The 24,727-nt window shown below is 33.5% G+C and carries 19 protein-coding genes and 3 tRNA genes; 13 read left to right on the top strand and 9 right to left on the bottom strand.

The features are described 5' to 3' along the window. Positions 1-21: 21 nt before the first annotated feature. Entirely contained in the window at positions 22-2,295 is a 2,274-nt protein-coding gene (locus NEF87_RS13525) for an ATP-binding protein (RefSeq protein WP_457916221.1), read from the bottom strand. A 477-nt stretch (positions 2,296-2,772) separates the two neighbouring features. On the opposite strand from NEF87_RS13525, the gene thsB reads away from it, so the two are divergent. Then, a complete protein-coding gene (gene thsB, locus NEF87_RS13520; protein WP_457916220.1) occupies positions 2,773-4,362 on the top strand; it encodes a thermosome subunit beta in 1,590 nt (529 codons plus the stop codon). A 32-nt stretch (positions 4,363-4,394) separates the two neighbouring features. Here thsB and NEF87_RS13515 read toward each other — a convergent pair whose 3' ends face one another. Beyond that, positions 4,395-4,844: a DUF367 family protein gene (locus NEF87_RS13515; RefSeq protein ID WP_371801954.1), complete on the bottom strand. Its 450-nt coding sequence runs from the start codon at positions 4,842-4,844 to the stop codon at positions 4,395-4,397. A gap of 83 nt (positions 4,845-4,927) precedes the next feature. Between NEF87_RS13515 and NEF87_RS13510 the strand changes: the two genes are divergently transcribed. From NEF87_RS13510 to NEF87_RS13500, 3 genes are all read left to right on the top strand, one after another. Continuing rightward, a tRNA-Leu gene (locus NEF87_RS13510) sits at positions 4,928-5,012 on the top strand. A gap of 174 nt (positions 5,013-5,186) precedes the next feature. Beyond that, on the top strand, positions 5,187-6,188 hold the full coding sequence (locus NEF87_RS13505) for a hypothetical protein (protein ID WP_371801953.1): 1,002 nt from the start codon (positions 5,187-5,189) through the stop codon (positions 6,186-6,188). Positions 6,189-6,310: 122 nt separating this feature from the next. Next, positions 6,311-7,120: an EFR1 family ferrodoxin gene (locus NEF87_RS13500; RefSeq protein ID WP_457916219.1), complete on the top strand. Its 810-nt coding sequence runs from the start codon at positions 6,311-6,313 to the stop codon at positions 7,118-7,120. A 396-nt stretch (positions 7,121-7,516) separates the two neighbouring features. Here the strand turns inward: NEF87_RS13500 and NEF87_RS13495 are convergent, their stop codons facing one another. Next, positions 7,517-7,672, bottom strand: coding sequence for a hypothetical protein (locus tag NEF87_RS13495; RefSeq protein ID WP_457916218.1), 156 nt, complete (start codon positions 7,670-7,672; stop codon positions 7,517-7,519). A 187-nt stretch (positions 7,673-7,859) separates the two neighbouring features. Between NEF87_RS13495 and NEF87_RS13490 the strand changes: the two genes are divergently transcribed. Further along, a complete protein-coding gene (locus NEF87_RS13490) occupies positions 7,860-8,315 on the top strand; it encodes a hypothetical protein (protein ID WP_457916217.1) in 456 nt (151 codons plus the stop codon). Position 8,316: 1 nt separating this feature from the next. On the opposite strand, the gene NEF87_RS13485 is transcribed toward NEF87_RS13490, so the two are convergent. Then, on the bottom strand, positions 8,317-8,463 hold the full coding sequence (locus tag NEF87_RS13485; RefSeq protein WP_457916216.1) for a hypothetical protein: 147 nt from the start codon (positions 8,461-8,463) through the stop codon (positions 8,317-8,319). Between the two features lie 488 nt (positions 8,464-8,951). Here NEF87_RS13485 and NEF87_RS13480 point away from each other — a divergent pair, with 488 nt between their 5' ends. The 3 genes from NEF87_RS13480 (at position 8,952) to NEF87_RS13470 (ending at position 17,699) form a co-directional block, all read left to right on the top strand. Beyond that, complete coding sequence (locus NEF87_RS13480; protein WP_457916215.1) at positions 8,952-11,471, top strand: ATP-binding protein; 2,520 nt, start codon at positions 8,952-8,954, stop codon at positions 11,469-11,471. Positions 11,472-11,486: 15 nt separating this feature from the next. Continuing rightward, positions 11,487-16,943 carry a hypothetical protein gene (locus NEF87_RS13475; RefSeq protein ID WP_457916214.1) on the top strand — a complete coding sequence of 1,819 codons (5,457 nt, stop codon included), beginning with the start codon at positions 11,487-11,489 and terminating at the stop codon, positions 16,941-16,943. Positions 16,944-17,018: 75 nt separating this feature from the next. Continuing rightward, the gene (locus NEF87_RS13470) at positions 17,019-17,699 is read left to right on the top strand and encodes a hypothetical protein (RefSeq protein ID WP_457916213.1); all 681 of its coding nucleotides are present in this window, start codon (positions 17,019-17,021) and stop codon (positions 17,697-17,699) included. 197 nt (positions 17,700-17,896) lie between these two features. Here NEF87_RS13470 and NEF87_RS13465 read toward each other — a convergent pair. Continuing rightward, positions 17,897-18,004 (bottom strand) — tRNA-Glu (locus NEF87_RS13465). 199 nt (positions 18,005-18,203) lie between these two features. On the opposite strand from NEF87_RS13465, the gene NEF87_RS13460 reads away from it, so the two are divergent. Next, positions 18,204-18,279 (top strand) — tRNA-Asn (locus NEF87_RS13460). Positions 18,280-18,429: 150 nt separating this feature from the next. Continuing rightward, positions 18,430-19,143: an adenylate/guanylate cyclase domain-containing protein gene (locus NEF87_RS13455; protein ID WP_457916212.1), complete on the top strand. Its 714-nt coding sequence runs from the start codon at positions 18,430-18,432 to the stop codon at positions 19,141-19,143. Positions 19,144-19,165: 22 nt separating this feature from the next. Here the strand turns inward: NEF87_RS13455 and NEF87_RS13450 are convergent, their stop codons facing one another. Beyond that, positions 19,166-19,696 carry a hypothetical protein gene (locus NEF87_RS13450; protein WP_457916211.1) on the bottom strand — a complete coding sequence of 177 codons (531 nt, stop codon included), beginning with the start codon at positions 19,694-19,696 and terminating at the stop codon, positions 19,166-19,168. 538 nt (positions 19,697-20,234) lie between these two features. After that, entirely contained in the window at positions 20,235-20,369 is a 135-nt protein-coding gene (locus tag NEF87_RS13445) for a hypothetical protein (RefSeq protein WP_457916210.1), read from the bottom strand. A gap of 674 nt (positions 20,370-21,043) precedes the next feature. Between NEF87_RS13445 and NEF87_RS13440 the strand changes: the two genes are divergently transcribed. Further along, positions 21,044-21,400 carry a hypothetical protein gene (locus NEF87_RS13440; protein WP_457916209.1) on the top strand — a complete coding sequence of 119 codons (357 nt, stop codon included), beginning with the start codon at positions 21,044-21,046 and terminating at the stop codon, positions 21,398-21,400. Positions 21,401-21,436: 36 nt separating this feature from the next. Here the strand turns inward: NEF87_RS13440 and NEF87_RS13435 are convergent, their stop codons facing one another. Beyond that, positions 21,437-22,216: a DUF3800 domain-containing protein gene (locus tag NEF87_RS13435; protein ID WP_457916208.1), complete on the bottom strand. Its 780-nt coding sequence runs from the start codon at positions 22,214-22,216 to the stop codon at positions 21,437-21,439. Positions 22,217-22,280: 64 nt separating this feature from the next. Here NEF87_RS13435 and NEF87_RS13430 point away from each other — a divergent pair, with 64 nt between their 5' ends. Further along, positions 22,281-22,496, top strand: coding sequence for a hypothetical protein (locus NEF87_RS13430; protein WP_457916207.1), 216 nt, complete (start codon positions 22,281-22,283; stop codon positions 22,494-22,496). Here the strand turns inward: NEF87_RS13430 and NEF87_RS13425 are convergent. Continuing rightward, a complete protein-coding gene (locus NEF87_RS13425; protein WP_457916206.1) occupies positions 22,493-23,176 on the bottom strand; it encodes a recombinase family protein in 684 nt (227 codons plus the stop codon). The genes NEF87_RS13430 and NEF87_RS13425 overlap by 4 nt on opposite strands. A 496-nt stretch (positions 23,177-23,672) precedes the next feature. On the opposite strand from NEF87_RS13425, the gene NEF87_RS13420 reads away from it, so the two are divergent. Further along, the gene (locus NEF87_RS13420; RefSeq protein ID WP_457916205.1) at positions 23,673-24,713 is read left to right on the top strand and encodes a hypothetical protein; all 1,041 of its coding nucleotides are present in this window, start codon (positions 23,673-23,675) and stop codon (positions 24,711-24,713) included. The last annotated feature ends 14 nt before the right edge of the window (positions 24,714-24,727 follow it).

Raw genomic sequence — 24,727 nt, 5'->3', positions numbered from 1 at the left:
TATATATTATTTAGATTAAAATTATTTTGAATTGAAGGATGGGTTGCTTTTTTCAATTAATAATAATTCTTCTATGATAGAATTAAAATACTCGAAATCTATGTTGTCCAATCTATATTCTTTGTTGAAAATGGCTTCAATTTTGTGTTTCGAATTATTCTGATACACGAAATGATTATATATTTTTTTTACTTCCATCTTAATGAAAATGCTTTCTTTCTTAATTTCCTCACCTTTAATAAGCATTTTGGTGGGATCCAGTAAATAAAATGCATAGAATAATGTCTTTCTTTGTTTTAGGGCTTTAATTAGAGAATGAGTTTTTTTTTTTAGTCGAGATAACATAAAATTCTTATTAAATTCAGTTAAATTATAAAAAATGACTAATTGAATTATTTCTTCTTTTCCACGCGCCCATATTGATTCTATGCTGAAAATATTTATATAAAAAAAGTAACCTTCAATTTCCAAGCAAAATTCTCCTGAATTCGTGTCCATACTTTTTGCAATTTTTTGTTCTATATGATCTGGCAGTTTAAGTTTATTGATCTCATAATATTTTTCTGGTCCTGTGATCATATTGAAATAAAACAACATGATTCCTGGAGCTGAAGAACTCTGGTTATTAATTTTCTTTTCTGTTTGAATTATGTCCACTTTTTTTTTCAACATGGGGTTTTGGTTTAATAAGGGGAGATGATTTTGTTCCAAAGGCTTTGAAACTTCTATTTTATTCAAAAAATATTTCTGATTTATCCTTTTTGTTATATTTAACACGTTTAAAATTTCATTGGAACTAAGGACTTCATTTTCCAATGTTTTTTCAATTTTCTTATCAATGATATCATTTATTTCGTTAATAATATCGGGATTATGGTCTATATTTATGAAATTTTTTGAATTTTTTTTTAGATCATGGAGTACAATGGAAAGTATTTCTGTTGATTGCCTATAATTCTCAATCAAATACAATTCTTCTGCCTGCTGTATCAATTTAGTTAGTGAAAAGTGAGTTTCATCCTTATTTATTTGCATTTCATTTGCACACCCCTCATGATTAGATTCTTCATTTATAATTCTTGATTTAGATTTCAAAACTTTGTTATTTGCATCCAATTGTGAGAAATCTTTTTTTTTTTTATTTTTTTTACATGAAATATTGTTCTTCCTTTGGGTCACTATTTTTTCCTTTCTTTTAATTCTCTTCTTATCATTTCTAAGAGTTTCTCCTTTTAATAGAAAAACCTCTGAAATAGAATCGATTTTTGCTAAACAAAAACCAATATTAAGGGCATTAATATCAATATGATCTTGACTTTTTAATCCAATAAAATAATTAATATCTTCAGGATTTTCATTAAATTTAAAAAAAAATTTCGTTCCAGAATTTAAAATGATGTTTTTGCTAATATCCAAAGTAGTTGTTAGTGTTATAAGCGCTTCTCCTTTACCTCGTAAAAGTAGTGCAATATCCTCTAAATAAGTTGATAAGTGTGAGGTTTCTAAAAGCTTTCTTGAAGCAATATAAGAAGCATCTTCAAAAATGGTGATGTGGTTCAGGCTATCTGATGGATTTTTTTTCATATTAAATTCCCAAATCCATTTAAGAATTAGATTTGCAAAAAAAATTACATCCTCTTTAGATCCTCCCAATTTAAGTATATGGCCAAGATCAATAACGCAATTCTTTGATAATAAATCAGATATATGATCAGAATCTTCACTGAAATTGAAAAGAGATGAAAGTGTGCCTGAGGCATATCGACGTAATCTATTCTTTATACTTATGATTGTTTGATTTAACATTGGGATGTTTCGTACATTTTGAACTGCATATTCGTCCATAATAGTAAATAATGTATTCCATGATTGATTTTTTGAATCGAAACATACTTTTTTTAATACATCGACTAATACTTTTTCCATTTGGGGGGAAAAATCCGCATTTCCTTCAATTATTTGACAAGATTTTAAGCTATCAAACAATATTTCAACATATATCTCTTTCTGAAATATATCACAATCAAATAAATTAATTTTAAAGTTTTCTCCAGGACGAATAATATCTACATTCGAAATAGTGCTTGATAAATCTGAATATTCTCCCTTAAATTCAAATAACATAAAAGGTATTTCTGGAAAATTTTTTGAAAATTGATATAGAAAATTTTTTAAAAACCATGTTTTTCCTGTTCCTGTTTGACCATAGATAATAATATGTCTCTTTATATCTTCAATGTTAAGTTTAAATTTCTTCAATATTTTTTGTTCATGGAAAATTGTTCCAATTCTCACTTTTCCCCTTGGATAAGATTTCAATTCAGGTTTTTTTAAAAGCAAATTTGGAATATTTTTTGGTCTTAACTTAAAATAAAAGATTATATTTCCAATACCTAGAAATATCAAAATATAAACATAATATAACGTCCTTTCTGGATAAATTAGTGAATCAAAAATCGATAAACAACAATTTATCAAAATAAAAAGAAAGTATGTTTTTGTAAATGTAAGAATTCGAGAAATTACATTTCTTCTTATATCATGAATTTGTTTAATCAAAAGAATGATTCCTATTACTATATTTGTATAAGAAAGCATCATTTCGAAAGAAGAAAATATTACGAAAAGATTCATTGTATAATCTCCAATATGAACACTATTCTTCTCTCTAGAACAATTTATAAAAAAACCGATTTTTGTTTTCACAATTATTGAAAAATTTTAAAATTTTTAGTGACTTAGACTTCCTAATTAAAAAAAAAAGTGATTCAAATGTCAAATTTATCAGGAAATCCAGTAATGATATTACGTGAGGGTTCACAACAAATTAAGGGAAAAAGTGCATTAATTACAAATATCGAAGCAATTAAAGCCATTGCGGAATCAATTAGGACTACTCTTGGTCCAAAAGGATTAAACAAAATGTTGGTCGATACTCTCGGAGATGTCACTGTGACAGGTGATGGTGCTAAGATTTTGGAAGAATTGGGTGTAGAAAATCCAGCGGCCAAAATGATTGTAGATTTATCTAAAACCATACACAAAAATACAGGGGATGGAGCCAGTTCAGCGGTAATATTTATTGGTGATCTCATGGCTAGAGTTCAAGAAATGATCGAAATGGAGCTTTCCCCAACATTGATATATGAAGGTTTCATTCACGCTATCAACGAAACTAAGAATATTTTAGACCAAATTTCAATTACAGTTAATACATCTGATAAGAACATCCTCCAAAAAGCAGCTATAACAGCATTAAATAGTAAATCTATGGAAGATTCAAAAATAGAATTTGCAAATATGATTGCTGATGCTATTGACCACATTCGAGAAACTCGGGGCGATCAATCCTATATTGATTTGGATAATATTCAAATCGTGAAAAAAGAAGGAGAAGGATTGATAAATTCCCAAATGATAGAAGGGATCATCGTAGATAAAGAAATTGTGAACCCTATGATGCCTAAACTCGTAAAAAATGCTAAAATTGCCTTGATTGATGGTGCTTTAGAGATTGTTAAAACCGATTTCAGTTCCGAAATTCAGATTACTTCTCCTGAAGAAATTGATGGATATCTAAAAAAAGAAGAATCTATGCTAAAAGACCTCGTCGATTCTATTTCAGATGCTGGTGCAACCGCTGTTTTTTGTCAAAAAGGAATAGATGAAATGGCTCAACATTATCTTGCAAAAAGTGGTATTATTGCGGTTCGAAGGATAAAACAGTCTGATATGAAAAAAATTGCCCGTGCATCCGGAGCTAAGATAATTACACAAATTAAAAATATCACCATGGATGATTTAGGGGATGCTCAGATGATTTCAGAGCAGAAAATCGGGCAGGATAATATGATCTTTATTGAAGGATGTAATAAAGCCAAGTCGGTTACTCTTTTAATTCGCGGGGGAACTGAACTTATTGTTGATGATGCAGAACGTGCAATCAAAAATGGTCTTTCTGTATTGAAGAGTTTAATCGAAACACCCAAAATAGTTGGTGGTGCAGGATCAATAGAAATTGAGTTACGAAAACGAATTCTTATTTATGGTGAAAAAATTGGAGGAAAAGAACAAATTGCTATTGAACAATTTGCCGATTCCTTAGAGATTATTCCCAAGATAATTGTGGAAAATTCTGGAAAAGATCCCTTGGATATTATTACTACACTTAGATCTCAAACTAATTACGGCAAAAATCAATATATGGGTTATGATGCTTATACAGGAGAAATAATTAATGCAGTCGATCACGGCATTATTGAACCGATGATAATAAAAAAGCAGATTTTTTCTCTTGCAACGGAATTAGCAATAATATTTATTCGTATTGATGATTACATACGATCTTCAGGTAAAAAGTAGTTCCTTTTTTTATTTCCGTTTTTTGTTTTTGTTTATTGAAAATTATTTATTTTGAAAAATTCGCTCCCCCAAGAAAATTTTGATAATGTGAATTTTGCCTGATCTTGAAACCCTGAAAGATACATCGCCGCAGCTAATGCTTCAGCAGAGCTAAGACGATCCCATTTTCCATAATTGACCGTATTTGCTGCCAATAAATGAGGCAAACTTCTTCCAAATTGAAAATTTTGTTTGAAAATCGATTCCGTCTGTTCCCACGAACAATCTATAACAATTATTCCATATTTCGCCACCATATCTCGGTCTTTTAATGAAAATTGAATCGGAGAAAAAGGATCTAAAATTATTGCCTTTCGAGGACAATGATAAATCTTCTTCCTTATAGTAACTAATTTATATTTTGCTAATTTCAATACCGTATTTTTTTTTGGATCATCTTGGTTTAAATGCACTCCATATAGTTTTATTTGGTTCTCAGTCATTGAAATGAATCCTATCAGAATTTTTATATTATTTGTAAAACTCCATTTATTTAGAAATTTGGTTTTTTTGTAATTTCATGATTGCGGGGATAATCAAGTCTGGTCCACGATGCTGGACTTAGGATCCAGTCCTGTAGAGGCGCGAGGGTTCGAAGCCCTCTCCCCGCACTTTTTTCCTAGATTCTTATTATTTTCTTGTTCTCTTTTTTCATCATAAACAGAAACCCCTCCCCTCGCTTCATTTCCCTTTTTTTTTTGTTGAAAGAAATTCACTTCTGCCAATAGAAATAATAATAAGGTCGCGCAATACAATATTAATTATCTATAGATTAGTTGAAAATCATGAGCGTTCGGGAAAATCTGGTAAAACATCTCTCTTCAATTTTACGGTCATCTAAAGCAACAATTATGGCTCTTTTAAGTGATGAAAATGGACTATCCATTGCTAAAACAGGAAGAAACACTGACCTTAAACTCGATAGTAATGCAATTACAAGTATATCATCTGCTGCGTTCTCTTCGAGTGAAGAAAATTGGAATGATTTAGGAATTCGAGACCAAATAATTGCTTTTTCATTTTTTGAAAAGATTTGTTTAATCACCATTCGAATCCAACAAACGCTTTTGACTATTGTTCACGATCATAACCAGGAGTGGCCCTTGAATGCTGATAATATTGGATCGAGTATTTATCATCTCCGGAAGGAAATTGATGATAATTTTGGTTCTGGTAAAATCACAGATCAAGAAGTTGAACTCTTTAGCAATAATGTCCGAAGTGCTATCTATCTATGTGGAATGGGGTCTGATATCGCTAAAGGTGCTTATTTTTCAGAAAATTATCAAGAATTGGAACTTGTTCAGAATATCAGCACTATTCTAGATTCTATTCAAAATCCAGTTTTCTATTATTATGGTTTGGTCAACTCCAGTGGATTAAATATTGATGCACGGGCCGTTAGCACTGCGAATTTTAGCATCACAGTTGAAGCGTTCAGTGCAAACGCTAATGTTGGATTTCAAAAAATGGTTGAAGAAGCTGATACATTAAATATTGGCGGAATCGTGTCATATCTTTGCGTTTCTGGTCTTGATCCAGATAATTTCTTTGGTATCTTATGTAATCCGAGTGGAAAGTTGAAATTTGCGGATTCTGATACTGGTAGCGAAATAGTAATACCGATCTCTTTCGTTTCACTTTTTCCCTTAACCTACGGTGCCATTCCCGTTCTCTGTGAAGATCGTAATATCGTTGATTCTCTTTTGACCATTATCGGAAACGACGAGTTATCTGAGAAATTTATTCGCACGGTCAATGTTATCAGCCAATCGCGATATCAATAATCCGACCATTGATGCTTTTTTTACTACCTATTTTCCAGTAGCACTCGAGGTTCAATAGTCCATTATACCCCTAAGCAAAAATTTTTAATGATATTATGCAAATGTGGTTATTAGGATAAAAAATGAGAGGGATAATCTTCTATTATTCGGGATCTGGTAACACTAAACTTGCTTGTAACTATCTTGTCCACAAATTAAATTCAAAAATTGACTTCGAACTTTTTAACATGGCAAAATATGATACTATTCCTGATCTTGATAATTTCAAAATAATTGGATTTGCAACTTTTACTAATTTTTGGCTCCCCTCGCATTTAGTCATGCAATTTGTGGAAAATATTGCTGAACAATCAAATAAACCTGCTTTCATTCTTAGCACTCATGGATTCACTTCAGGAAATACTTTGAAATCACTGGCAAAAGCCATAAAAAAGCGAGGGTTCCGTACGATTGCCAGTTTTGCCTTACACCTCCCTGAAAATTACCCTCCAATGATAAAACGAGGTCAAAGTTATGAAAATTCTCCAAATTCGCAGGAATTAACCAAATTTGACGCCTTTATTTCCGAATTGAAGTTAATATTATCCACCCATCCAACAATGGAAAATTTTCCAGCAGCGAAAGTTAGAACAAATTTAATAACTACCATTCTCAGCAAAATTCTCCGGTTGTCGACCGAAACCGCAAAGAAAGATATGGGTGAAAAATATGTTGATCTTGAAAAATGCACCAAATGTGGTATCTGTGAAAAAGGTTGTCCCTATGGAGCAATTACTTTATCCCCAAACCCCCAATTTGATGAGGAAAAATGTTTCGGGTGTTGGTTCTGTTACAATCATTGCCCCACAACGGCCATCTCCACCAAAAAAATTTGTGGACCCTATCAATATGCTAAACCATCAAATCTACTTCGAGAAAAGTTCCGTATCTAATGTTTAGGATTATCTTCTTACATTTTTTCTTTTCGTTCGCAAAAAATTTTAGTTCTAGTTTTTTTTGCTTTTTACTCAATCCATCCTCTTTCGGTTTTAAATAATCTGGAAAAAAGATATTTCATGGGAAGGAGACTTGATTTTGGTAAAATTGTCACTATCTTTTTCAAAATAGATTCGCCATCAGTATTCCTAGGAAATCTAGAATATCTTGAAATTTGAATTAGCAATCAAGTAGGGTCAAATTATAATTCTTATCTGCATTAATGAAAAAATGATTTCGATTCCCATCATATTCCCACAAACAATTTAAATATTATTACTTCCAAGTTTTTTGAGTAATCTCAACAAAATATAGAAAAAAAAACAGCTTGGTAAAAAAAAACCTCCTAAAATTTAGTTTGCAATTGGTTCATGTTCTTTTCTGACAATATATCCTTTCATCTTCAATTCTATTTGTGTACTAATTGGGAGACCTGTATCCTCCCGAATCTGCTCCATTTCGTGTACAATAGAATGATCTAGAGTTATAGTGACTTGTTTTTTTGTCATTGCCATCACATTATCTAATTGAAGAAAAGATCAAATTGTTTTCTCCAATATACTATACGTGTGTGTATTTAAAAATCCTTATAATTACCTATATTATAATAGTTTCTAAGGCAACATAAGAGATTAAATTATAATAAAATGTTTTATCTTAAAAGTTTATATACTATAAGTTTTCTTACTAGATCAAATGGACTTGCTTTCTTATATTTTGGGATTAATCACTATTATAATCCCGTATATAATCAAAAAAGTAATTGATCGGGTTTTCAAAAAACAAGAAGCAAACAATGAAAATATTCAAGATATTTTTGGACAATTGAAAATAATAATCAACGTTTGGAAACATCGAGAATATGTCCTAATGAAAGCTTCCATAATTCCTGATTTTAATTTCTGTGAGGATATGATGTCAAGTGTACAATATCTTTTAGATTTACTGGTAAAAAATGATGCGATAAATTTCCGAAATAAAGGAAATTTCGATTCCAATCTCAAAAAACTAACTCATATCCCCAAAAAAAAGAAGTTAGAATCCAATGAAGGTTGGGTAAAACGAATTGAAAAAGAAATGGATGAAATTATTCACAATTTTGAAATATATCAAAAACGAAATTTTATTTCAAGGAAATTATTTGGCTATTAATTTATTCATCTATTTCTTTCTTCACAATATATCCTTTCAATTTGAGTTCTATTTGGGTACTGATTGGGAGTCCGGTTATCTTTCTCACTTCTTCCATTTTTTTTATGACATCCTCATCCAAGCTGATTGTAATTTGTTTTTTTTTCATTATTATTATACTCTTCTCCTTGCATTATACTTAATAACATTATAATATCTTATATTGTAGTATTAACAAATATTACAAAATTATTTCCAATGCCTTTTTTTATATTGCCTTTTGTTTTTTTTCCAGATATTTCTTAAATCAGAATCCATCATTCATTCTTCGATTTTAAATATATATGATGGAATAGATTTTATGAGAAGGGGACTTGATCTTGGAAAAATTGTCACTATCTTTGTTATTATTATAGGTATTTTATATTTTAATTCTAAATTTGTTTGGATTACTCGATCAATCCCCTTTTTTGGACCTTATGACCTTCTCATCATAATTTTACTTGTTGCTGGGTGCCTTTTTTCCTCCAAATAACATTTATCTTCTTCCTTCTGCATCTTTTTGATTTTATAAAGATCTAAATTATATACTTGTAGAGGGTGATTCGGACTCAGGGATCTTCTTTTGTCCTTCTCAGCACCCATTTGGCGATAAACATGGTGATAAAAACTCTATCAGGTTCTTCCTGTCCCAATTCTCAGGATTCCTCTGCTCTTCCAACTCATTTTGTAATTAATATTGTTACCAAACCATTATCTGCCTCTGAATCAGAAGAAAAATTCCATTCTGCAAAATCTATCAACCAATCTTCCACTGATTCACCATGGATACTAGATTACTTGGGAGATGGCCAAGTATATATCGTGGATATCACCAAAAAAAGCATGAAACTCTTCGTTCCAAATACTTCCAACCAAGCGTTCCAAGAACAAAATTCTAAAATAATCCTCAATCGGCTCAAAACAAGCCTTCTTGGCCTCGATGGAGAAGTCACCATAATTCCTATTCAACCCCTTAACGAATTCATTCGAATCTGGGAACTTAAGTTTACAGGTCATTTATTTCTTCATACATCTCTAACCCTAATTCCAAATTTTGTCGCTATGGCCATCAATACTACATCGGATTTTCATTGCGCCTTATTGTTTCAAAAAACTGGTACAACTAGTCATCCCTATGATGAGAAATATTCCATTCGCATCTTTTTTTGGTGTGATTTTCTCGCTCATCCTCCCCCAAAAGATCACTATGATGAAATCCTTCAAAATCTAAATTCCTTAAGAAATTCATTTAATTCTTGCTTGAAAAGTAGACATAATTCACCCAAAACTAATCTTGCTACTATCAGCACTTTGGATACTTCAGTCAGCTATTATTACTGGGACCTGATCAATGGATTAAAGGATCTGACATCATTGGAATCATCCTTAGAAGTTACTAAACGAAATTTTGATTTCTCTTTTCCCTCCAACCTCAAAATTCGCTCCAGTTACGCATATCCCCTCGAAAATATCTTTCTCGAAGAACATATAGATATCCCCTCTCGTTTAAATCTAGGAACTTTTGTTTCTAATAGCCAAATTACCTCCAATCCGGTTACAATTCCCATCGATGATCTCCCACGCCATATGATTGTAGCTGGAAAACCTGGATTTGGAAAAAGTAGTTTTCTACGTATTTTAATGGATGAACTCGCGACGAAACAACCCCACGTTGGAAAATTAATTCTTGGTATTGGAAAATCTACGCAGGTAAATGAATATCAAGGAGTAGTAGATCAAGTGTTTACCTATGGGGATGAAATGTTATTGATCCCTTATTTAACTCTGGGCATAGAGAAACGGGAGTTTAATATTGAAAATTATCGTTCCCCCGTTGCAAATAGGGAACAACTCCTTCGAAGTGCTGCAGACATGCTAGTGGCTGGAGTTGGGCGGGGTGATCCTTACAATTCGATCTTTCATACTGTTCTAAAACGCGTTGTTGCTAAACGCCAAATTCCTTCTACGCTCCGGCTCTTTTTTAATGCGGTGGTGACCGATCATACAGAAGCTAAACATCAATATGGTGCGAATGTCCAGAAAAACATTTTGCGAGTGCTCGAAAATCGAATTGATAGCTTACTTACTAAAGAATTTATCCGCACTACCGCATATCGTACATTTGTCCCCGCCTGGTTCAATTACTGGATCCAAGGAAAATCCATATTCTTAGACCTTACTCCCTGCAGTGAAGCTATTAAAAAATTCTTGGTATTTCTCATCCTCAATATGATTCAATCCTATCTTCCTGAACAAAAAGGCCATCTCCATTATGTCCTTCTGATTGATGAATGTCACCGTGTCTTCTCTAAATCTTATTCCCAAGGGATCCATGAATCGGATGAAAACAATGCCACTCAAAAAATGAGTCAATTAATGCACGAAATCCTAACCGAGTATCGCAGCCGAGGTTTGGCTATGATTTTTGCAGATCAAAATCCTTCGTCGTTAATTCCAAATGTGCAAATGATTCCCGGAATTAGAATTCTCTTCAACTTAAATGACTCACAATCCCCCACTCTTTTTAGCACTGATCCCAAAGAAATTCGAATTCTACAAACATTACCCAAACGTCATTTCCTATTGATCAATGCGGCAGATCGATTTCTTGGGTTCACAAAAAAAATTACGGACCAAGGTGTTTCAATCACCAATCCTCCTCCAATCCTGCATCCTCGAACTCTCTGGCTCTGGCACTATCAAAAGCTCCTTTATCAACAACCCTATTATCATCCATGCTTTCTCCAAGAAAATACTATGAAACATTTGAAAAATTCCTTTGCCTATTGTTTACAGCACCATTACCTTTTTCAAGCTTTTTCCTTAGTGCAATCCATATGGGGAACCCGACTTCATTTCTATCTTCAAAAGAAATCTTCAGGACAAAAAATTAGTGCCACTTGTTTAAATCACATGATTCCCAACATAACAATCCTATGGGGTGCTAAAATTGCTTTAAAGGAACAATTTGATCGCTATGTATCATTGTTTAATCGCCTTTGGTCCCATTGTTCTAACAGACATCCCAAACTCACCCCCAAATTAGTTTATCAATTATACATCCTCGCGAAAAAAATCATCACAATTATTTTATTTATGAAACCGGTTGGACAACAACTAGAACATTCCCCTTGAGGAAGGAAATCTTTCATGACACAAGACATCGAAAACGAAATCGAAGAAGAAAACGATGAAAAGGAAGAAGAAAAGGAAGAAGAAGAGAGTGATGAAAAGGTAGAAGAAGAAAGGGATGAAAAGGTAGAAGAAGAAAGGGATGAAAAGGTAGAAGAAGAGAGGGATGAAAACACTGAAGAAGGAAATGATCAAAATAACGAAGAAGACAATGATGAGAAGATTAACGAAACTCCTGATTCTTCTGAAGATTCGCAGGAGACCTCCGATGATGAAGGGGAAAAGAATGAAGGCCCTTTGGAACTTTTAGAACCTTCGGAACCTTCAGATCCATCAGAAGCGCAAGAAGATGTTTCTTCCGAGGACGATAGTGAGATTGCAGATGGTAACGATTTTCAAGACACTACTGAACCAGGTTCTCTCATTAGCGATTCTGAAAATGTGACTAATGGAGATAATGAATCTGAGGATGAAGAAAATTTACTTCCCGACGAAACAATTGCATCAGATTCTGATGAAATTGAAGATAATTCCGATTCTCAATTCAATTCTTCGGAAGAATCAATTCCCGAATCCGAGGAGATCCCAGCTGAATTCGAAGATTCGACTTCCCATGACGACTCCGTCGAGAACAGTGTGGACAATACTGACAATGAAAACCTTCTTGTTCCTGAGGATTCATCTGACTTAGAATATTTACCCGCAAACGATCCTGAACTCACTTCCGACATTGAAACTTCAGCAGAATCTGATTCATGGAATGATTTTCTCCCTGCTGAAGACCTGGGGATGGCTGGTGATGATTTCCCACACGAAGCAGATACTGATGATCCTTCATCTGAACTCTTCCCCGGTGAAGATCTATTGCTCGACTCTGAGGAAGGTATGGTTATGATTCAGCTTCCACCGGAATTAGATTCCCTTTCTCTCGAAGATTTGGAAAACCTCTCCGAATCCGATTCCACCACCACATCGGGAGATTGGATTCCGATCTCTTTCGGAGACGATCCGGATAATCCAGAAGGAGAACTTTTGTTACAAGGTGAATTATCTGAAGCCTCCTTCGATCCCTTGGAAGAAGAAATGCAAATGTCATGGGAAGATGTGGAAGCAACCCTTGAGGATATGACTTCTTCAAGTGACCTTCCTGAAATTTTAATTGAAGAAGATATTTTTCCAGAATTCCCTGAAATCTCCGATATTCTCTATGATCTTGAACCTAATGTAAATCATGGTGATGTCTCCCTTGAAGATCTCCTACAAGAGGAGATACTTGATCCTAATCTCCCCACAGAAATTTCTGCTCTTGAAGATCCGCTTGCTCCTATGTCTCTCCCTCTTGAAGTAGACTCCTATGATTTGATCATTGATCCCGAATTGGAACAGTATTTCGAATTTCCCTTTGATGAAACTCAATTGGATGAGCCTATGATCAAAAATGACGAAAATTTTGCCCCCAACGAATTTCTCGAAGATCCTTCCACCCTGAATGAGCATCCCATTTTAGTTGATCCACCTCCTCTGAATCCCGAAATCGATTCAGAATCATTAATTCCCATTGAAATTAATTCTGATGAAATTTTTTTCCCAAATACAACGGATAAGGATCAGTCTGATGTTCTAGAAGACTTCACAATCGAAAATTTATCGACCGATGATATATCCTCCATCCCAGAACTCGTTGATCCCAAAGAAAATGCAGTAGACGAAACCCATTTTCTTAGTGCTCTTCACGAAGGAGATAAGCAAGATTGTGAGGATTCTACCTCTTCCCCTATTTCAGACCTTCATGATGATGAAGTCATTATCGAACCGGAGGAATTCGAAATAGATGATATTTCCACATTGGAATCGAACATGGATTCTGATTCAGATGCATTCGTTGAATCTGAAGATGATAGCAGACAACAGCGGGTTTCTGAGAATACATACGGACCGAGTGATGGATATGAAGATTTCCTTTCTTTAGAATCACCATCCGTTACTCAATCCGAAGAAATTTATTCCGAACTTGATTCTGATTTGCAAATCACTTCCCCTGAAATTGATGAAACATCCCTTCGGGATATAGAGCCACCATTTGAAGACATTGATTCTCCCTTGGAAGAGGATCATCTGCTGAATCCTCCAAATTCTGAAGATATCGATCAATTTTCCGCTTTGTATGACAGTGAAGCTTCTACAACTGCACCCACTCAATCCTATACTGAATTCTTTGGGGATAAGTGTTCTGAAACTTCCAAACCTAACATTTCACCCTCATCTCCTGTCCTCACTTCGTCAGAGTGTGAGGAAGAGACAGAAGAAGTATCTGAAAAAAAAACTAATGAAGGAAATGGAGAAGAATACACAGAAAATACTGTGAACCACGAATCAAACGCGGAAACCTGCGACCCTCCTGTTTCTACATCTGATCATCCCCCATCTGACCCATTACCTTCTGACCAACATGGTCTTCAAATGTATCTTCGGACTTTCAATTCATTGAATCTCCCCCGCAAACAACTCCTTGACACATTATATGCTCTTTTACATACCCTATTCCCATCTCACAACTCCTTCTTAGATTTGTCCGCGCAGGAGTTACTTTCTTTTCTTAACACCCTCCAATTAACCCTTACTCATGTCACCTTTCGAGTATTCATGGACCTTTTGCGCGATTACCGACATTTTTTACACAAAATCCGTCAAAAACACATTTTTCAATCCCATAAACGACGACAACGTCAAAAAATGCGTTTCATTACTTATCAACCTCCCATCCCAGAAGATGAATGGGAAGAATTACAGGAATCATCGGAAAGCACAGCAATCGCCTTCTATTCTCCCTATCTCCCCTTTATGCCTTATATGACCTTCCAACCCCAGATGTCATTTGCGTTATCCCGTTCTCCTTCTCTTTCTCGATCTTTATATTTCACTGCCGCTGGCACCTCTTCTCCCCCTTCCGATCCTTCCCCTTCAAAAACCTCCGCGTCTTCTCCATCCCAACCCTCCGATGATTCTCTGCCTGCTGAACCTTGCCTGGATTCTTCCTCCGCTGATCCTGAACTCCTAACTCTCCTCGAATCCCTCGAAGGACCTTTGATATCTCCCTTTGCCAGAGTGTCCACCTTGGAAGATGTTCAAACCTTTGATCTTTCCACTTTTCTTCATTCCTTAATGGAAAAGACTCTTCGCTCCCAATCTCATACCTCCCCCTCGGCATATTTTGAAGCCATGAAGCAAAAAGCCTTCCAGCACTATTGTCATTCCCACCCATATATATATCTTTCTCAACAAGCGAAATCAAGTCGTCAACCTGTTATTCTCTATGAAACATCCTATCCTGCCAATGAAGCTCTCATTTTAACTTATTTTATGGAATCCCTCCATCTCCCTTATGATGAAGCTTGCCGTTTATTACACGAATGGAAAACTGGGAAAATAAGGCTCTCAAGTTCCACTCCTTATGGACCTCTTCCCGATTTTGCCGTTCCTCTTTCCATTGCAGGGACTGTTGCATTCCAATCTGTCACTATCGGATCTCAAGGATCTCACCCTCCCATTTTTAAAAGTAATGCTCTCCCTCATCTTGAATACCTTAAAGAACTCCTGGATGCGCGCTTCACCTTTAAATCCTTCTTGGAGTCGCGCCATAATAAAATTCAACAGATGGGGTGGTTCCAAGATGTCTATACCATGGTTCGGAATATTGCCTACGTTGCCTGTACCGCATGGTGTACCAAATCTCTAAAAACCCTTGCCCGTTGGAATCTTGTGAAATCCATTCAGAACTATGTCACTAAATTGCGAACTAAACCGCCCCTTCACGATTTATGGATTGCTGTGAATCACATTCTGCATGCTGGACTCCTGCTCGAACACTATGGTTTTGTCACCCGAACCCAAATCCTTGAACAAATTTTCACATCGTCTGCCCTTCACGATTTGCTGCCTGGTCGTTCAGATACTCGTCAAGATTGGCTTTCTGCTAATTTAGAAACTCTGGTTGCCCTTAGTCCCCAATGGCGAGTTCTTTCCCCTCCTGAAAAATCCCTCATTCAAACCACTCTTGGTGATGGGAGCTCCGATATTACCACCGCTGTATATGCTAACCTACGTCATCCTTTGCATCTGCCCTTTTGGAAACCCTTCCTGTTGTTTTTCGAACTCTTACGTAAAATATTCCGCCTAGGCACCCCAGAAGCCTTTGGAAGTTTGATCAAAAATACTACCACTAAAAAAAATTCCGCTACTGCCCTCTTTCCTCTCCTTCCTGCATCAACTGCATCTTTAACATCCAACCGCCCCACCACAGTTGTCACTGGAATTATTAATGATTTTTTCAAAATCTATCTCTCCTTGTCGACTCCTCTCTTTTCTGTGAAGGATACTCAATCTCTCTTTGTCAAACCAACCCGTTCTCCGCGTTATTTTTCATGCCCTGTTCCGCAACAAACCTTGGCATTGGATGTCTTTTTGCAGTTTTTTTGTCACCTGTTCTTTCGCGGCAACTGGACCATCTTCAATACTTGGCATCGGTATGCTACCCGGCAGTTTTATCAAGGTGGGATTGAACCCTTTTCTGGTAATTTTCTCACTTATTCGCAGTTATTGGAACTACTTAGTGCTCAGCTGGATCGCCGCACTCTCCTTACTCGATACTTTACCATTGAAGGAAAATTGACCAAAGTCATCGCTGACTCCTTCTTTGAACGCGATATTCTTGATGATCTCAAGATCATTGAACCTTCGCTTCGGTCCATTCAAGCCCGGGAAACCTTCAATAAAATCCTCCGCCATGATTCCATTAATGTGAAGTATCAGATGGATCAAGGTGATGGCAAGGGAAAAACCACGCGCAAAGCGATCTTGGATATTGGGGCCACCTTTAAAATCAAAAAGCAGTTGTGGGGGCTTCTTTTAGAATGTCTTGGATTTAAGGCTAAATTCAAGGGCAAACTTTATGCGTTGAAAAAGGAACTGCAATTGCTGGCCTATCTCGCTTGTGGGTTTGCCCCGCTTTATATTCCCTATGATGATTCTACGACTCGCCGTTTTTATTTCAATCAGACCAAGGATGAGAAATTTGTTCAGAATGTGCGATATATTGGAATTAAAGCCCCTTTACTCAGTCGATATCAGTTTAAAAAATTATTGGTTGCTCTAAGTCTTTCACAGATGTCATTAATTGATACTTTGAGACATTTATCCGATACATCTTATTATGAAAAATGGAAGTTTAACAGCAAAAAAGGAGCAAAAGAAATTCAAGTAAGATTGGGATTAATTGTCAACAATTCATATGTTGAAGAAATAATAACTTCAGATGGTAAAATTAATCCAAAAGCTATTAATTCTAAAATGTTGACCTGGTGGATTAATTTTCTTAGAATGAATAAAAAATTCATTAATAAAAAACTAAACCTTGCATGGATTCATTTGCATTTCAAAAATTGGTTAGAAGAATATAACAAAAAGCACGATGTTTAAAAATATAGAACAATATAAGATAGATGACTGAATCCCCTTTATCTTAGTAATAAGTATAATATTGATGGTGAAAATATGACATTGCAAAAAAATGACCGTGAATCAAAAGAAATCTATCCCTTTTCCGGATTTCCATCCGAAATTCAGATTTTTCTCAAAAATTTATTTGATATGTGGGAAGCTAATAAACAAGAATATGATTTTGAATTCTCTATAGATAGTTTTGATAATATTACTAAAATATTTTTATTTGGAAATCATTCTTCTCCCATTCCTGGAATTGAAGATGAAATTCAAAAAATAACTAATCTGTTCCCAAAATTAGAAATTCTTGAAATTGAATATGATTTTCTTAATAAAATTCCCTTAGATTTATCAAATTTACCAAATTTACGAATTCTTTGTATTGGAGGTAAGCGTTTATCTCAGTTACCAATTGGATTAGGATTAAACTCAAGAAATTTACAGAAATTTTGTATTAGTTCAAGTAATATTACTCATCTTCCCCAAGATCTCATGTACTTACCCTCCCTCACATATCTCGGTATCAAATTATCCCCCAAGTTCTCCCAACTCCCTGATAATATTGATCAATTGCACACTTTGGAAGAAATAGAGCTCGAATACACTGCTATTACTCATATCCCTGATTCTCTCCTCAATATTCCTTCTTTAAAAAAAATCTCATTGGTCCAAGATGAAAAACTCCAATATATCCATCCTAAATTACGGGAAATCACTTATTTAGTCAATTAACTGTCTTATTATTCCGAGTTCACCAATTATTCATTCTATGCTATAACTTTTTCTTCCTTGTTCATAAATCAATTCATCCAGCTTATAACATATCCTTCAATCTAATTTTATTAAATCCGGTAGGAAATAGTCAACTAAAGAAAAAATATTCAAATTCGCTTGAGTGTGAAATATTGATAAGATGGGATGAAAAGGAGTGGTGCCTTCGCCGCGATTCGAACACGGGTCATCGGGGTTTACCTAATCGCTATTATCTCAAACGATTTGAAGGCCCGAGATGCTTGACCGGACTACACTACGAAGGCACGTTTGTAATGTATAAATACAAAATATCAAATCCGCGATAGTTTTAAAATTTTACGACTCGCGAGCCTAAAGTTTAAATGGGATACTGGGGGGTTGCGGGGAGTGACGCAAGTGTGGGAGGGAGCGGAGGAAAAATTTTTAATGAATGTGGATTTTTACATCTTGTTATTTTTGGTTTTGAAAATGACAAGTTGGCGTGCAGGTGTAGCTTAGTCGGTAGAGCGGTCGGCTGTTAACCGGCAGGTCGCAGGTTCGATCCCTGTCACCTGCGCCATTTCTCTTTCTTTTGCCATATCCAATCATTCAGAATTATTTTTTATCCAAACATAACATTTAACAACAACTTTGTCTAATCAATAATTCATGGTGATTCTATTCTCAACTTCCAAATGCAAGCGAATAACTATACTGAGGAGATTCTGATTTGGTTGATGTACAGTTGCTCAATAGTTTTATAAATAAGAAAAAAAATCCAGGAAAGAAGAATATCAATAAGTTTCCTAATGATGATGAAATAGCGATTGGAGAGGTTCGAACCTTAAATGCCTCTATTATGGTATTTGATATTGCAAACTCATCAAAATACTCAGAGATTGAATTTATTAAATATATTAGTCCAGTTTTACATATGGTATTTAATGAAGTAAGTCAGAATGGTGGAGTTGTTGACAAATATACAGGAGATGGGGCAATGATTAGTTTTTGCTCATCTGATCAAAATGGTAAGTGGGCATGTGATCAAGCATTAAAAACGGCTATATATATCTCTCAATTACTCGTTTATTTTATAGATAAAAAGAAGTTTCCAGAGATAAAAATTCGAGTTGGGATTGATTTTGGGACAATAAAAGTCGAACGTATAGGTATTAAAAATAAATCTCAACTGATAATAGTTGGACAACCGGCAATAGCAGCGAAGAGATTAGAATCCATTGGAAAAAAGCATGCTTCTTTTAAAGAAAAAATCACGATTTGCATTGGGTACGATGTTTTCTTTCAACTATCCAAGGAAAAGAAAGATAATTGTGAGGAAATTGAACCTCCGTTTTATTGTTGTTCATATTTTCGGAAAATGAAGTCAAATTTTCAAGAATTGAAAAATTACAAGATATTTGCGTATAGTGGGAGAGAGACATAAAAAAAGAAAATTTAATTGAGATTTAATAAAAAAGGTAAGTAAACAATAAGATATATCGAATTACCAATAAAAGTACCGCAGCATTAAGGAACCAAAAGGAAATATTGTAGCATTGATACTTTTTTTTATTGATTTTGGCAATTGCATAATTTTCTTTGATATAATCTTCAAAAATGACATAATCATCCATTTCTTCAATAATATTTTGATAATCTTCAAGGGAATCTTTTTCAATATTTGAAAAGAAGATATGATCATCATATTCAGCAAATCGAGCCATTAGAACACCTGTCGATAAGAAGAATGAAATGATGAAGGTAACCATACAAATGATAAAGCTAACATATTGAAAGGTTTTTAGGCTATTATGGAGAGTAATTGTAGTTAAGTAGGAATCGATTCCAAAAATAATTGGGAGGATAACTACAATAATTCGGATTAAAATGCTGGCTTTGTTGTCTGCAAGTTGGATCATACTGCGATTGTGGGAGAAGACGGTTTTTAAGTAGTCGACTTTTTCTTGATTGAGATCATCTTTCGGAATTTCAAACACCTAATAGGTAATTGTTAGGATGTGTATTTATAGTTTTGATTAAGGGAGTCAATGCATGAAATGATGGATTCGTCCTACAAATTATTTTTGAAAATGAAACGTCTACGTATAGATATAGTGTAATCAGCGAGTTAGGTCCATGTCACCTGTGCCATTTCCTCTTTCTATTGTAAAAGTTACTTGGTCCCAACAATCATTAATCACAAGCAATATGTAACTACAAATTTGTTCAAATCTCAGATTATCCAACATGTGTCATATATTGATTATCAAATTCAAGCTCGATTATAAAACTGAAGGGGATTTGATTTTGGTCAATATGAATAGCATAATCATTTTGAAATACTTTAGATTTGATAAAATGCTTTTGGGTCAAATTTTAGGAAAATTAGGATATGATTGAGTCGACATAGTGGATTCTTATGATAAAACACTGGTATAGCCAATAATGTAGCAATTCACTTTAATTTTTTAAGACAGAAATAAAAATTTAGAAAAAATTATTAAAAAAAAAAAAAAAAAAACTCACACAAATGGTTTAAAGCAAAACCAATTCTATTATGGAAATCAGTTTTTTTAACACGATATAAGCTAGTATTCGTTTTAGAAGTTCTTTAATATTTTTAAATGCACTGAGCTTCTTTCTTTGCAATTTTTTTTCTTTTTTTAACATTTATATTCACCTAGAAAAGAGTCAGAAAAATTAATCGTCTCTAATATATTATAATTAAATTAAGTCTTATATAATTATCCAATTTCATTCAATAATAAACATAATATATAGATATGTATAAATTCAGTTTATATGTAGATATAAATATCATTTATACTTATTCTAAAATGGCATAATAAATTGAGCAATCAAGTTTATTTTTTAAATAAAAGAGAAATAATTGGCAAAAAATGAGTAACCGAAAAATTTGAGGAATTTAAACAGACTTTACGCTCGAAATTAAATTCTTGTTAATAGAATTAAGCTCTTCTCGATTTTTAGGATAAAAAGGAAAGTGTCGCGGCGGAAGGGATTTGCTTGAAAACTGAACATATCACCCAATAGGGGTTTTTTCTATTTTCTGTCCATATTTGCGATTCTTAGAATCAATCCAAGAAAAAATATCACGTGGGGTGATGAAATCACCTTATTGTCTGAAATACTCGCTAATCTCGCTAATCTCGCTAATTTCGGTCCCATTTATTAGCAAAATCAATTCGGAACCGACATTAGTAGATATTTTCTGAAGAAGGATGACAAATTAACTATTTCTAAAGGGTTCGGAACCGTATACCAGATAATCGGAACCGAAAAAAAGAACTAAACTTTTTATCCGTTATTTTTTTAATGCAATTATGTCTTTTGAAGAAGATGAAATGCCAATTTTAAATATTCCTTTAGATTTAATTGAATTATATGCAATTTTTGCGGCTACTTATGATAAATATGAAGAACTCGACCACAAAGCCCAATTGTCTGCTGAACATGGGGCAAAATCATATTCCTTATTAAAATTCCTTAATAAAGAACCTGAAAAAAAACCTGATGAATATATTGATTCTTATGCTGATAATGCAATAAAATTCAAAAATTTAAGTAGCAAATTTGAACAAATCTTAATTGATACTGGAATAGATAACGTAAGAGAAACTACTGAGAATTATAAGAAAATAACGGCAAATAACCGAAAAAGAAAATTTTTGGATCCATAAAAGGTATTTTCATATTTGGTTAAGCAAACACTCTGTTCAGAAACGTCCATAATATTTCCTGTCATTACTTTCAATAATTTTAATTCCTGCCCCATATATTTCTTTTGTTGTTGGATTGAAATCTAACATTGGTCGAATTATTTTATACAAGTCATCAACATACTTTAGAAAACTGGAAAATGTACCATCTATACGTTTTTCTATCAATCTTCTTACAATATATCCTGTTAAATCTGCTATTTGAATAGGTTGATGAAATTTAGATTCAACATATAAGATTTCTTTCAAGAAAAACGCAGGTTTGACATATCTTGAACCGACTTCTAATCTTTCTTTGAAATATTGTTTAATAATTGGTCTTAAATGGGCAGAAGGTTGGTCATATAATATCAGAATGGCTTCATTAGGATAATTTGCAATCTGATATCTACCTATCCTTTCAAATAGGTTCATAACTACATTTTTTAAAAAATCATATTTACCATGCCAATAACTATGCTTAACTTTATCAACAAACACACCGCAAATTGAAGCACCAGTATTTTTGACAGTATGTAAGCATTCTGTAAATAATTCTATTTTTTCTTCAACTTTCATTGCATTATAAGGTTCTTTTTTCGAGCTGGAAAATTCCCTTGCATGTATTTCAAAATCACAGTCATATTCTTCGGATTTACTTTGATTGAATGACTTCATCACATTTATTCCATCAAGTAATTTTGAATCATGAAAGATTGCGGCAGTTATACCAAACCATTTAGGGCCACCCCTTCGATAGACAGGATCTCCAGTTTCGTCAAGATATGCAATAATCATTCTAATCATTTTTGATTTTAAATAAACCTATAAAAAACATGTATGGTGATCTTTAAATACTTTCTTGAAGATTAATAACATGGAGATGGCCGGTGGGCTTTCTTCTATAACACCTTGGCCGGTGGGCTTAGGTGTTATTCATCCTTTTACTTTAAAAATTAGCCGACAGAAATTAGAAAAAGCCACTCTGGAAGCTCAATTTACCGTTAACATTTCAATTTTTCTTCGATTCTTCGATATAGCGATTATTAGAGTAATTTATAAAAAAAACTTCCTTTAAAGTTTTGGTTCGCTCCATTCTTTGATTTTGTTATTAATTGGGGTAGTTTTGATTTTCGACTTATTTATTTCACGTTCTTCTATCCGTCTATTCATCGTTGAACGAGAGACACCTAATAATTTTGCACAGGATGTCTTGGAAATACCCAAATCTCTATAGATATCATAGTTTTTCCAAAATTGTTCTGGATTTTTATATTTTCCAAAGGATTTCTTTCTACCCCAACGACCTTTTGTTTCTTTATATCGTTGAATTCCTATTTTTTGTCTTTCTTTAATTTTCTTTCGTTCAAGTGCAGAAACCCATGATTTGATAATGGTCATTAATTGCTCGGAATCATCTGAAAAATCTTTGATATCTTTGGTTCGAGCAATATACAAAGATTTTTTTGAATTTTTCAACATAAACATTAAGTTTACTCCCATTTCAAAATCTCTCGTTAATCGGTCTAAATCATAGATTACTAATCCTTCTACTTCATTCAATTTAGAAAGCATTAGATTGAATTGTGGGCGGTCATTATCTGCCCCTGAAATACCCAAATCTTCAAATTCATTCACAATTTCAACGTCTAAACCTTCAACAAAATTATAAATTGCAATTTTCTGATTTTCCTGAGTATTCTTTTTTTTTTGTTTCTCAGTTGAAATCCGATAATATGCAAATATTTTTTTTTTCATATCAAAAACCCAAGTATTTGAATCAAATTTTAAATCAATCAGTCCTATGTTTCAAATCAAACTAATAGACACAATTTTACTAATGAAAATTATAGATTTGTAAAAAAAAATTTGGATTAAAAAATTGTGCACCCACATGCTTTCCATCTTGATTAAAAAAAATAAGTAGAATCATTTAATAATCGAAAATAAAAAAAAAAATTGGTTATCATTTAATTATAAGTCTATTAGTCTTCCATTTGCGCTTTTAGCCTCTTCTTAAAATTCATGATTGATTTACTTTGCGATTGATTGTCAATTGGTCGTTTCCATGACTTTTTTCTAAAATTACTGATTAGAACTATTTTAATCATTTAAAATAAAAAAAATCTCACACATTCGGTTCTAATGGATTTCAAAAAATTTGATTATCCATATATAAATCGAGAAATGATGGAATGTATTAAAGTCCTAATAAATGGCTTAAAATCCATAATAATCCAATTAATTTAATAAGATGAATCAAAAAAAGATAAATAAAAATGATATTTTGAAAATTCTCGGGGAATATGAAGAAAAAGTCTCCACATTTAAGTCAGAAATTCCAGGAACCAGAATAATTAATGGAATTATTTTTTGCATGATCTTAATATTAGGATCTTTCGATGAAAACGAGCAAGGATTAATAATTTGGACATTCGTCATTATAATTTTTCTTAGGATTTTAATTTCTTATTGGATTTCAAAGAAAGAACTACCATATAATGTCGAGGATACTGAAAAAAATTATGAATTTCTCTCAGATTTTTTAGATTATTTCGACAAGAAGAATACGAAGGATACAAAACAAACAATAGAAAGGGAAATACAGATTTTGAAATATTCAACCAGTTTTTTAAGGAAGGATAAGAATCATAATATTCTCTTTTTTTCAACGCTTTTCAGTATTTTTATCAGTATAGGCACTATAGCCTTTGGATACTATGCTGTAATCAAAACTCAAGACCATTATCTACTATTTGTTTATATAAGTCTTATAGTATTCGTACTAGTGAATATCTGTGCAGTTTTTAGGAATTATTTCACTTTTTGCTTTAATAACTTGGAGAATGCGAAGAATCTTATCTTATTAAGGGTTTATGAAAAAGAAAATGATCTTGTTGAAGAATATCGACAAATTTTTACACAAAAGATACCTTCCGAAGAGATAGTTGAAACAATCAAGCAAAATAATGGAAAATGGATTGAGTTATATTATGGGACCGGGTTTGATAAGGAAGAGCTGAATGAAATATCGATTGATTTACATGATGAAATATTTTCACTGGAAAAGCTACACGAATGGAAAGCGATTTTTGGGAAGGTTAAAACATGGTATATATATCATTTCAATTCGAAACAGAACCAAGAACCAGATCAAGTGGTAGAAGAGTTGAAGAATTTCATTGATGGAATTGAAAATGCAATGGAGAAACGGAAATATAGGAAAGAAACTTCGAAATGGCGCATTGAGTTGGTCCTGTCCATTTTGGCGATTGTGATTGCGATATTATTTTAAAATTGAATGAATCG

Source organism: Candidatus Lokiarchaeum ossiferum (assembly GCA_025839675.1).
GTDB classification, from domain to species: domain Archaea; phylum Asgardarchaeota; class Lokiarchaeia; order Sigyniarchaeales; family Promethearchaeaceae; genus Lokiarchaeum; species Lokiarchaeum ossiferum.
This window is presented reverse-complemented; position numbering and strand designations above follow the sequence as displayed.